Below are 13,438 nucleotides of genomic sequence, written 5' to 3' on the forward strand. Positions count from 1 at the left end.
CGTGAAGAACTTCAATAAGCAAATCACTTTATCGCTGAAAAATCCGTTTATTTTACATCATGACGTTTACGGACAAAAAGTCCTTCCGGGATTGGCTTATATTGATATGTTTTATCAGATTTTCAAAGAGCGCGGCTATTCATACGACGTGCTTCAGCTGCGCCATTTATCCATATATCAGCCGCTTATCGCGAAAGAAGACAGCGCCGTCAAGCTTACGGTTGAATGTACGAAGGTAAAAGAAGGGCGCTGGAAACTTACCGCAAAAGGGGCTGAGGTCAGCGGCGGACGAGTCCAGCCGGAAGAACGCATTTACGTCAAAGCGGAAATGCACGAGACGGCACCCGCAGTTTTCAGTGACACGCTTGATCTTGACTCTGTCAAACGCGAGGCGGAACGCACCATCGATTTAAATGAGCTGTATGCACAATGCAGAAGCCAGGAATTGGTTCACAGCGGATACATGAAAGCGGAAGGAGAAGTGTTTGAGGAGCGGGACGGCGTCACCTTTGATGTATCGCTCGGAAAAGACGCGATGGGAAAGGCCGAAGGGTTTTTGTTCCATCCGACTCTTCTTGACGGAAGCGGCGTCGGCGCAAACCTATTGATCTCCTCGCTGTTAAATGGGGAAAAGAGGCTGTTTCTGCCTCTTTTCTACGAATCTTTTACAGCTTCCGAACCTTTGCAGGCCGGCTGCATCACGAGAATCAAACGTTCGTCGCTCAGGCAGGAAAAAGAGCTCATTTACATTACACTGGAGTTTTTTAACACATCCGGCCGAAAAGTAGCCGAGCTGAAAGATTTCACAAGCAAGCTCGTGCGGGATGCCGAGCTGATCAATACAGACCGAAAGACTGCTGAGAAGTCTCCTGAAAAAGCCGGTTTACCGGAAGTTGCGGCATCGCTTGAAGGCGGACACCCGCATGAGGAAGCAGAGCGGTATGTCATGAATCTGATGGCGGAAAAAATCGGCAAGCCGCTTGAACAGATTGATTCTCAAGTCGGCTACTATGAAATGGGGCTGACATCGTCCGGACTGCTTGACGTCGTCGAAACGATAAGCGAAAAAATCGGCGAAACCCTTTCTCCGACTTTGCTGTTTGAATATACGACGGCAGCAGAGCTGGCGGCTTTCCTGACAGAGCAGTACGGAAGCCATTTCAGCGCGTCTCCTGCAAAAATAGAGAAGCAGGTTGAGAAGCAAACAGAAAGAAGACGGAAAAGCAGTGTTCCGCAAGATGAAGATATCGCGATTATCGGAATGGCCGGCCGCTATCCGCAGGCCGAAAATATTCATGAATTCTGGGAAAACCTGAAAGAAGGAAAAAACTGTGTCACCGAAATTCCGGAGTCTCGCTGGGACTGGCGCCGGTTTGAAAATGTAAAGTCGCCTTCCGGAAAGAGTATTTCAAAATGGGGCGGATTTATTGATGATCCGGATTGCTTTGATCCCCAATTTTTCCGGATTACGCCGCGGGAAGCTGAAACAATGGACCCTCAGGAACGGCTGTTTTTACAAACATGCTGGGAAACGATTGAGGATGCCGGATATACGCCGAAGTCGCTCGCAGAGGCGCGCGGACGGAATAAGAGACAGCGCGTCGGCGTCTTCGCAGGGGTGATGCATAAGGATTATACGTTGGTCGGGGCGGAAGCTTCTTCTGAAGATCATGTATTCCCGCTTTCTCTTAATTATGCGCAAATCGCAAACAGAGTTTCATATTTTTGCAATTTTCACGGGCCGAGCATGGCGGTCGATACGGTCTGTTCATCTTCGCTGACTGCGGTTCACCTTGCTGCGGAAAGCATTCGGCGCGGGGAATGTGAATCGGCGGTTGCCGGAGGGGTCAACTTGTCGCTGCATCCGAATAAATATCTGACATACGGTTTATGGGACATGTTTTCAACAGACGGGGTTTGTCATACATTCGGGAAAGACGGAGACGGCTATGTACCGGCTGAAGGAATCGGTGCCGTTTTATTAAAACCGCTGCGAGAGGCGGTAAAAGACGGAGACCGGATTTATGCGGTGATAAAGGGCAGTGCCGTCAACCACGTGGGGACAGTGAGCGGAATTTCCGTGCCGAGTCCTGTCGCGCAGGCCGATTTGATTGAAGAATGCCTGGACAAAGCGGGCATCGATCCGCGCACGGTCAGTTATATTGAGGCGCACGGGACGGGAACTTCTCTCGGCGACCCGATCGAGGTTCAAGGCCTTGTCAAGGCGTTCCGCCAGTACACACAGGACAAACAGTTCTGTTCGATCGGATCAGTGAAGTCCAATATCGGCCATGCGGAATCGGCGGCGGGCATCAGCGGCTTAAGCAAAGTTGCCCTGCAGCTTCACCATAAAACTCTGGTGCCGTCTCTTCATTCCGAGGAGCTGAATCCGTATTTAGATTTTGAACAATCACCGTTTTACGTCCAGCATCATACCGAAGCATGGCAGCAGCCATCAGTAAAGGAAAACGGAAATGAGACCGTATATCCCCGGCGTGCGGGCATCAGTTCTTTCGGGGCGACAGGTTCAAACGTACATCTCATTCTGGAGGAATTTGTCCCTGAAGAATCACACGGAACAGTGGCTGAACCGGCAGAAGAACAGACATTCATTTTCCCGGTTTCCGCCCGGAATGAAGAACGGCTAAAAGAGTATGCTGCGAAGCTGTCTGCATTTATTCATCCCGGCCTGCCGCTTGAGGATGCGGCGTATACACTTCAGATCGGCCGTGAACAGATGGAGGAGCGGGTTGCGTTCACCGCTCAGAATATGACACAGCTCAAAGAGCGGCTGGAAGGCTTTCTGGCGGGTAAAACAGTCAGCGGGTGCTGGCGGAACCGAGCCGATAAAAGCAAACAGGCAGAGCTTGCTCCGGACTTGATACATAATTGGCTTTCTTCCGGGAGTCTGGAGATGATTGCCGAAAAGTGGGCCGGCGGAGGAACGATGGATTGGAATCTCTTGTACAGTGAAAACAAACCGAATCGGATCAGCCTGCCGACATATCCGTTTGAAAAAATCCGGTATTGGGTGCCGAAGGCGGAGAAAAGAGAATCGCTGCCGCAAAACAGGGCAGGCATGCTGCATCCGCTCCTTCATGAAAATGTATCAAACATGTCAGGCGTCCGTTTCCGGTCCTCTTTTAGCGGCGGAGAATTTTTCCTGAAAGATCACGTCGTCAAAAACGAGCGGACGTTACCGGGCGCGGCTTATCTGGAAATGGTCCGGGCGGCCGTTGAACACGCGGCAGAAACGAAGGAAGAAGGAACAGTCCGCCTGAAACATGTCGCATGGATACGTCCGTTTACAGCGGCGGATGAGTCCGCAGAACTGTATCTCCGCCTTTATGACGAAGAAAATGGGGAGATGGGATTCACGGTTTACAGTGAATCGGCTTCCGCGGAACAAGAGCCCGTTCTCTATGCGCAAGGAAGCGCGGCGGTTGTCCGAGCGGGCGAACCGGCCAAAATCGAGATTGACAAATTAAGAGAGTCACGCCGTCTGATGATCACACCCGACGCTTGCTATCAGGCATACAAACAGATGGGGATTGAATACGGGGATGCTCACAAAGCGGTCACGGAAATCTATGCAAAAGACAGCAAAGTGCTCGCAAAGCTCTCACTCCCGTCATCTATTTCTCATACAAAAGATCAGTTTGTCCTTCATCCGAGCCTTTTGGATGCGGCCTTCCACGCGACAATCGGGTTAATGCTTGACAGAGACGGGACTGACATAAGGCCGATGCTGCCGTTTGCTCTCGAACAGATTGATGTGTTGAAAAGCTGTAAAAGCGATATGTGGGTTTCCATTGCGTACAGCGGCGAAAGCAAGCCTGAAGATGCCGTGCAGAAGCTGGATATTGATGTATGTGACGAACAAGGCAATGTATGTGTGAAAATGACTGGTTATTCCGCACGGGAAATTGAAACGGATAAAACAGATACACTATTTTTTGAACACGTATGGGAAGAGAAGACCGCTGTACATGAAAAAGCACCGACTCATTTCAAAGCCCGTCACGTGATGATATCAGACCGGTTTACGGATCAAATGAACAGCATACAGACAGACTTCAGCTGTCATGTGCTCCGTGATCAGCATAAGAGTGAAGACGAACGGTTTGAAGCTTGTGCGCTTCAGGCGTTCGAAGAAGTGAAGAAAATCCTCGCTTCAAATTCCGGCGGGCGCGAGCTCATTCAGATTGTCGTGCCTCAAGAAGCGGATACGCAGCTCCTTTGCGGCTTAACGGGGCTTTTGAAAACAGGGGCGCTTGAAAACCCGAACCTGACCGGCCAGCTGATTGAATTGGAGCCGGACGTCAAAGCAGACACGCTGTCCCGATATGTAAAAGAATGCAGCGCTCATCCTGATGACAAGCATATTCGCTATGAAAACGGCAAGCGCTATACGGCACAATGGCAGGAAACAGGGCTTGAACAGTTCGGCACCGAAAAGCCGTGGAAGGATAAAGGTGTTTATCTGATCACAGGCGGTGCGGGCGGACTCGGATTTTTATTCGCCAAAGAAATCGCCCGGCATGCAAAAGACGCCGTTCTTATTTTAACGGGGCGTTCTCTGTTGGATAACCGTAAAAAAGTCCAGCTTCAAGAACTGTCCGATCTCGGCGCGCAAGCCGTGTACAAACAAACGGACATGACGGAAAAACAAGAAGTTCAATCGCTCACAGCGGACATCTGCCGGAAGTACGGCGGATTAAACGGTATCATACACAGCGCGGGAACGATAAAAGACAACTATATTCTGAAAAAGCACAAAGATGAAATCCGTGATGTACTGGCGCCGAAAGTCTCCGGGCTGGTTCATCTTGATGAAGCGGCAAAGGACATTGAGCTTGATTTTCTGATTCTTTTCTCTTCCGGAGCCGGAAGCGCCGGAAGCGCGGGCCAGGCTGATTATGCGATGGCCAATGCGTTTATGAACGCCTTCAGTGAAAAAAGAAACCGTAAAAAAGCCCGAAATGAACGCTATGGACACACCCTTTCAATCTGCTGGCCGCTTTGGAAAGACGGCGGCATGACGGTTGATGCTGAAACGGAAGCGATGCTGACAAAAGAAAGCGGCATGGTCCCTATGAAAACAGAAAACGGCATCCATGCTTTGTACCGCGGGTGGGCGGCAAACACATCCCAAATCATGGTGACGGAAGGCTACGCCGCAAAAATCCGGGCGTTTCTGAAAAAATCAGCGGATGATCAGCCGGATAAGGGCAGCGAAACGGAAGAACCGGCAGGTCTTACGGCAGGCGGAGAGAACATGCTTGCAGAAAAAACGGAGCATTTCTTGAAACATGTGCTTTCGGAAGTAACCAAACTTCCTGTCGGCAAAATTGACGCCAAGGCGCCTATGGAAGATTACGGAATTGATTCGATTATGATTATGCATTTGACGGGCCGGCTGGAAAAGAGCTTCGGTTCATTGTCAAAAACATTGTTCTTCGAGTACCAGAATATCGAATCGCTGGCGCAGTATTTTATGAAAGCACACCGGGACACGCTGCTGGAAGTGACCGGGATGAAAACAGAAGAAACCCCCGCAGCCAAACCGGCGCTGTCTGAGAAAGCGAAAGTAAAGCCCGTTTCCAAACGGAATGAAGGCAAAAAAGGCTTTACGCAAGTCCGCACAGACACGCGGAAAAATCCAGTGACGGAGCGTGAAGATATCGCGATTATCGGTATATCAGGACGATATCCGCAGGCCGAAAATCTTCAGGAATTTTGGAAGAACTTGAGTGAAGGCACTGACTGCATAACCGAAATTCCAAACGATCGCTGGGATCACAGTCTTTATTACGACGCTGATAAAGATAAAGAAGGCAAGACGTACGGAAAATGGGGAGGATTTTTGAAAGACGTGGACAAATTTGATCCGCAATTCTTCTCTATTTCGCCCCGGGATGCAAAATTGATGGACCCGCAGGAGCGGTTATTCCTGCAATGTGTCTACGAAACGATGGAAGATGCCGGTTACACGCGCAAAAAGCTCACGGAAAAATCGGGTGATTTGCTTGGTGCCAATGTCGGTGTTTACGTAGGCGTCATGTATGAGGAATATCAGCTTTACGGAGCCGAAGAACAGGCGCGCGGAAAATCGCTTGCGCTGACCGGAAATCCGTCATCAATTGCGAACAGGGCTTCCTATGTATTCGGTTTTAACGGTCCGAGCATGGCGCTGGATACGATGTGCTCTTCTTCTTTAACAGCCATTCATCTGGCATGCCAAAGCTTGCGGAACGGCGAATGCGAGACAGCATTTGCCGGGGGCGTCAATGTATCCGTTCATCCGAATAAATATTTGATGCTCGGCCAGAACAGATTTTTATCAAGCAAAGGCAGATGTGAAAGTTTCGGTGAAGGCGGGGACGGTTATGTGCCCGGTGAAGGAGTGGGAGCCGTGCTCCTTAAGCCGCTTTCTAAAGCGAAAGCGGACGGTGATCATATTTACGGCCTGATCAAAGGAACGGCCGTAAACCATGATGGAAAAACAAACGGGTATTCCGTACCGAATCCGAACGCCCAAGCCGCGGTGATCAAACAGGCATTAAAAGACGCGGGAACCGATCCGAGGGCGGTCAGCTACATTGAAGCCCACGGCACCGGGACTTCACTCGGTGATCCGATTGAAATCACGGGTCTGACAAAAGCCTTTTCAGAACAAACACAAGATAAACAGTTTTGTGCCATCGGCTCAGCAAAATCCAATATCGGGCACTGTGAAAGCGCGGCGGGCATCGCGGGTCTGACGAAGGTGCTCCTGCAAATGAAACATAAGAAGCTTGCGCCGTCACTGCATTCCCGGACGCTTAACCCGAATATTGATTTTCTCGCTACGCCGTTCAAAGTGCAGCAGACGCTTGAAGAGTGGAAAAGACCGGTCATAAATGAAAACGGAATAAATAAAGAACTGCCGAGAACCGCGGGGCTTTCCTCATTCGGAGCCGGGGGCGTCAACGCTCATATCGTCATCGAAGAATATACCGCTGATGAGGATAAGGAGACGGCTTTTGCTGCACCTCATCCGTCGATGATCGTCCTTTCCGCGAAAAATGAGCAACGGCTTCAAAAACGGGCGGAACGTCTTCTTGATGCGCTGCGGAGCGGGCGTTACCGGGAAGCGGACCTGAGCCGGATCGCATATACGCTTCAAATCGGCCGTGAACCGATGGAAGAGCGTCTCGGAATGATTGTCAGCAATTTGCGCGAGCTTGAAGAAAAGCTTGACGAATTTACGGGCGGCAAGGAGTCAATTGAACGGCTCTACCGCGGACAAGTCAAACAGAATAAAGACACGATGGCGCTGTTTGCGGCTGATGAGGACATGGAAAAAACCATTGAGGCATGGCTTGAAAAAGGCAAAGCCGCAAAGGTATTAGAGCTTTGGGTGAAGGGCCTTCCGCTGAATTGGGATAAGCTGTATCAAATGGGCAGACCGCAAAAAATCAGTCTCCCGGCCTACCCGTTTGCAAAAGACCGTTATTGGATCGACACATCAGCTGATACAGCTGTCAAAAGACCGGCCGAAACACAGTCTGCGCCGATCGCACCGGCGGCCGTCCCGGAACCGGTCATTGAAGTAACAACTCTTCACGAGGAGACTGCCAAAGAAAAACCGTCAAACATTTCATTGCAGCCTTTGAGCGGCGCGAAACCGAAAAGAACCGTACAGTCTGCTTCCCGTCCGGCGGTTTCCGCTGAAAAAGTAAGTGCCGAATTAACGGAAAGGTTGGCGGACGTTTTATATATGGATGCCGACGATATCGACGCAGATGACACATTTATTGATATCGGCATGGATTCAATCACCGGTCTTGAATGGATAAAGGCCGTTAATAAAGCGTACGGCACGTCCCTTACGGTGACGAAGGTATATGATTATCCGACAATCCGCCAGTTTGCGGCCTTCTTGCAAAAAGAGCTCGGGACAGAACCGATCCTTGAGGAAGCAGCCGAACCGCAGAAAACAGAGGCCGTAAAAAAACCGTCAAACATACTGCTGCAGCCTTTAAACGCTCATAAGCAGCATGTGATACAAGCAGAAGCGGATATTCTGGAGGCGATGTCTGAAACAGCAGCTTCCGCCGAACCGGAAGAACCGATTGAAGCGGTGCATGACGAGTTATCAAAAGCACTGGCTGATGTATTGTACATGGAGCGGCATGAAGTGGATATTGATGAGGCCTTTATTGACCTCGGTATGGATTCGATTACCGGTCTTGAATGGATAAAGGCCGTCAATAAACGGTATGGCACGGACTGTAATGTAACGAAAGTGTATGATTATCCGACAATCCGTCAATTTGCCGATTTTCTGCGCACGCAGCCGTCCGTCCGCGGAAGAAAAAAACAGGCGGTTCCCGTACGTCCAAAGCCGCTTACGCAGCAAGCCGCCCCGCGGGAGAAAACACCTGCCGAGCCGGAGAGATTAACGGTTCAAAAGGAACCTGAACCGGTGCAGGCCAAACGGGGGCCTAAAGACGAGATAGCGGACGCGATAGCCATCGTCGGCATGTCGGGCAAGTACCCGGATGCGCCGGACCTAAAGACATATTGGGACAACTTAGCCCGTGCGAAAAACGCCATTCGCGACATCCCGCTTTCCCGCTGGGATGTAAACAAATACTATGATCCGGCCTTAAACAAGAAGGGCAAAGTATACTGCAGATCAATCGGTATGCTTGACGGCATTGAAGAGTTTGATCCGCTGTTCTTTAATATATCTCCGTCTGAAGCGGAACTTATGGACCCGCAGCACCGGATATTTTTACAGGAAGGTTTTAAAGCCTTTGAAGATGCGGGTTACAGCTCAAAAGAATTAAACGGAAAAAATTGCGGCGTTTATTTGGGGATTATGAACAATGAATACGGCATGATGTTAAACAAACATCAGACAGGAGGAAGCGCGACGGGCAACAGTTTCAGCATCGCGGCGGCCCGCCTGCCTTATTATCTCAATTTGAAAGGGCCGGCCATTCCGATTGATACGGCATGCTCTTCATCTCTCGTCGGGACTCATTTGGCGCGTCAGGCGCTGTTGAATCATGAAATTGACATGGCGCTTGTCGGCGGGGTGACCTTGTATTTAACGCCTGAATCATACATCAGCATGTGTGAAGCCGGAATGCTGTCTCCTGACGGCCAATGTAAAGCATTTGATAACAGTGCGAACGGATTTGTGCCTGGCGAAGGCGCGGGGGCGCTCGTTTTGAAGAGGCTGAAAGATGCGGAAGCCGACCAAGACCATATTTACGGAGTCATTATCGGATCTGGAATTAACCAGGACGGAAAAACCAACGGCATTACCGCACCAAGCGCGAAAAGCCAAATGGAATTAGAGCGTCAAGTGTATGAAGCGCACAACATACACCCTGAGAGCATCACCTATGCGGAAATGCACGGCACCGGCACAAAGCAGGGGGACCCGATTGAATTAGAAGCCTTATCTTCTGTATTCAAGGAAAAAACGGACCGCAAACAATTTTGCGCCATCGGTTCGGTTAAATCGAATATCGGGCATACGTCGGCGGCGGCAGGTGTAGCAAGCGTCCAGAAGGTTCTGCTGTCGATGAAACATCAGCAGCTTGTGCCGACCCTTCATTTCAGCACGCCGAATGAACATTTTGATTTCGATGACTCGCCTTTATTTGTCAATACCGAACTTAAACCTTGGGAAACAGGCGGAGCACCGCGGCGGGCCTGTGTCAGCTCATTCGGCTACAGCGGCACAAACGCTCATCTCGTTATCGAAGAGTATCAGCCGAAAGACCGGGGAAGCCGTAAGTCTGATGAGACAAACATTTTTGTGCTGTCGGCGAAAAAAGCGCCGCAGGTAAAAACCTATGCCGAGTCTGTGATCCAATTTGCAAAAGCCAATCAGAATATCAATCTTTCAGATATGGCATACACGCTTCAGACCGGGCGTGATGCGATGGATTACCGTCTTGCGGTTACAGCCGGTTCGAGAGAAGAACTGATCAGCCGTTTAACCGATTTTGTAAACGGAAATACGGGTGAAGGGATATATGAAGCCCACATCAAAACGGCAAAAAAAGAAATCAAAGCATTTGAAACGGACGATGATCTGAAGCAGCTTGTCAGGTCGTGGTTCGATAAGAAAAAATACGCCAAAATAGCGGAATTGTGGGCCAAAGGGCTTCAGACGGACTGGGACAGACTCTATCAAGACGAAAAACCCCGCAGAATCAGTCTGCCGGCTTACCCGTTTGCGAAGGAGCCTTACTGGCTGTCTGAACCGAAAGCCGTACCGCAGGAAACAGAAGACCGGCGCGAGGCTGTGCTTTTAGAAAAGCAATGGGTTCCGAGTGAGATCGATTCGGCCGGTGAGAAAAGCGGCAGGACGGTCATGATTCTGGCTGATGCAAGGACAGCGGGGCTTGCCGAAGAGACTGCAAAGCATTTCGCTGACTCGTTCATTTTCCCGGCCGATTCCGCTGACACTGCAGCTAGCGATTGGAATCACATAGATGGCGCAATCGATCTGACGGGATGCGGAGACGAAGACCTTTCACTGGAAGGGATCAGCCGGCTCCAGACTCTGATTGATACAAGCCGCCGGCAAGCGCGGCCGCTGACGCTGCTATATGTAACAAAAGGCTTGGAGCCATTTCAGCAGAAAACGATTCATCTTGCAGGAGCGGCAAAAAGCGGCCTGTACAGAATGCTTCAAAATGAGTATCAAAACGTGACGTCCAGACACATGGATGCCGATACAGATACGGATCAGCAGACGCTTGCCAAACAGATTGCAGATGAATTTTCGGCGGACAGCACAGAACCGGAAGTCTGCCGCCGAAACGGAAAGAGATACCGTGCTTTATTCAGGGAGATTCCAAGCGGGAAGCGAGCAGAACATAAGCCCGCACCGTTTCCTGAAGACCATGTGCTTTTCATTACCGGAGGGACGAGGGGACTGGGTCTCTTATGCGCCCGCCATTTCACAGAAAAACACGGCGTGAAAAAAGTAGTGCTGACAGGCAGGGAGCCGATTCCTCCCCGTCATGAACGGTCAGCCGTTAATACGAGGCTGAAAGAGAAGATACGGGCGATTGAAGAGCTTGAAGCAAAAGGAGTGCAAGTGGCGGTGATCAGTCTGAAATTGTCTGATCATGATGCGGCGGCAGCGGAAATTGAAACGATTCGGCGCACGATGGGACCGATCGGCGGCGTCATTCACTGTGCGGGATCGGTTAATTCAGTAAATCCGGCGTTTATCAGAAAGACTGCCGACGATATACAAGAAGTGCTGGAACCGAAAGTCGCCGGGCTTCAAACATTAAGCAGCCTTTTCACAAATGATCCTTTGCAATTTTTTGTCTTATTTTCTTCAGTATCTGCAGTCGTTCCGGCGCTCGCGGCGGGACAGTCGGATTATGCGATGGCAAATGCGTACATGGATTATTTCGCGGCGGCTCATCAGTATCAATATCCGTTAGTCAGCATTCAATGGCCGAACTGGAAGGAAACCGGATTGGGTGAAGTCCGCACAGAAAACCTGAAGCAGACCGGGCTGCTGGGACTGTCCAACGCGGAAGGACTTGACTTGCTGGACCGCATTTTATCTGAAAACATCCGCCCGTCCGTTCTGCCGGCTATCGTTGATCGGAGCGAATGGCATCCTGACAGGCTGCTCTGTCAAGAGAAAAAACAAAAAGAGACTGAAGCCGTAATAAACGGCAAAGCCGCGGAAAAACATTCAGACAGAGAACTGCTTCTTGATACGAAGGCGTGGCTTGTGAAACTGTTTTCCGATGAGCTGAAAATCGCTCCGGAAGAACTGGAAACAGACGAACCGTTTCAGGATTACGGGGTTGATTCGATCATTTTAGCGCAGCTTTTACAGCAAATGAATCATGCGCTCAAAGAGGACTTAGATCCGTCTGTTTTATATGAACATCCGACGATTGACGCGTTTGCCGAATGGCTTGTATCCAATGGTCAACAGCTGCTTGCAGAAAGGGAGGAACCTGATACAGAAATGTTGGTTCCGGCTGCCGTACAAACGGTTCACACTGAACAAAAGCGTGATGCCGTAACTGAAGACATTGCCGTCGTCGGAATGAGCTGCCGTTTTCCGGGAGCGGAATCGTTAGAACAATATTGGGATTTGCTGAGAAGCGGCAGGTCCGCAATCGGCTCCGTCCCGGCGGAACGTTTCGGATATGCAAATCAATATGTTGCGGGATTGATTGACAATATGGATCACTTTGATTCCGAATTCTTTTTCATTCCGGAAAATGACGCGAAAGCGATGGACCCTCAGGCGTTGGCGGTGCTGGAAGAGAGCTTGAAACTTTGGTGCCATGCCGGCTATACCCGTGAAGAAATCAAGGGCATAGAAGCCGGTGTGTATATCGGAGGCCGCAGCCAGCATCAGCCCGATCCTGAAAGTCTTGCGAATACCCGCAACCCGATTGTTGCGGGCGGGCAGAATTATTTAGCGGCAAACGTTTCGCAATTTTTTGATCTGCGCGGGCCGAGTATCGTGCTTGATACGGCTTGTTCATCGGCTTTGACAGGAATGAACATGGCCGTTCAGGCACTGAGAAGCGGTGATATCAAAGCGGCGGTAGTTGGCGGCGTCAGCCTGCTGAACACGGATGCGGCGCACCGGATGTTCCAAGAGCGCGGGCTGTTAAACGAAAAACCGGCATTTCACGTATTTGACAAGCGTTCCGGCGGAGTTGTCCTCGGTGAAGGCGTCGGCATGGTGCTGTTAAAAACAGTAAGACAGGCGCAAAAAGACGGCGACACGATACACGCGGTCATTAAGGCCGCCGCCATGAACAATGACGGCAGAACGGCAGGCCCGTCAGCCCCGAATATGCAGGCGCAAAAAGATGTCATGCAAAGCGCGCTTTTCAAAAGCGGCAAAAAGCCGGAAGACATCAGTTATATCGAAGCAAACGGATCGGGTTCCGCGGTGACTGATTTGCTTGAACTGAAGGCGATTCAATCCGTATACCGCTCAGGTCCGCATGTTCCGCTCGGCATCGGGTCAATCAAGCCGAACATCGGGCATCCGCTTTGCGCGGAAGGCATCGCAAGCTTCATTAAAGTCGTATTAATGCTGAAGCATAAACAAACGGTTCCGTTTCTCTCAGGAGACGAACCGATGCCGCATTTTGATATAACAAAGACAGATTTTCACTTTCATAAAACAGCCGGCGAATGGGATGCAGCCAGACCGTCAGCAGCCATCAACTGCTTTGCCGACGGCGGAACGAACGCCCACGTCATTCTGGAAGCTTGGGAAGAAAAAGATACCCGAATGAAAAGAAAGCCGCTGCCGGTACCGTCATTAAGACGTAAGGCTCTGGTAAAAGAACCTGACGTACGAGCGGAGAAACAAGAGCTTCCTGCGAAAAAAATGTTTTGGAAAGCATTTAAATAAGAGAGGAGT

1 protein-coding gene is annotated in these 13,438 nt (G+C 50.4%); it reads left to right on the plus strand.

Features of this window, described 5'->3' with window-relative positions; all coding sequences use genetic code 11:
- Nucleotide 1: 1 nt before the first annotated feature.
- Nucleotides 2-13,429, plus strand: coding sequence for a type I polyketide synthase (locus tag VP472_RS08565; protein WP_146276808.1), 13,428 nt, complete (start codon nucleotides 2-4; stop codon nucleotides 13,427-13,429).
- Nucleotides 13,430-13,438: the final 9 nt, after the last annotated feature.

It is taken from the genome of Bacillus sp. MT(2024) (assembly GCF_036362845.1).
Lineage (GTDB): Bacteria > Bacillota > Bacilli > Bacillales > Bacillaceae > Bacillus > Bacillus velezensis.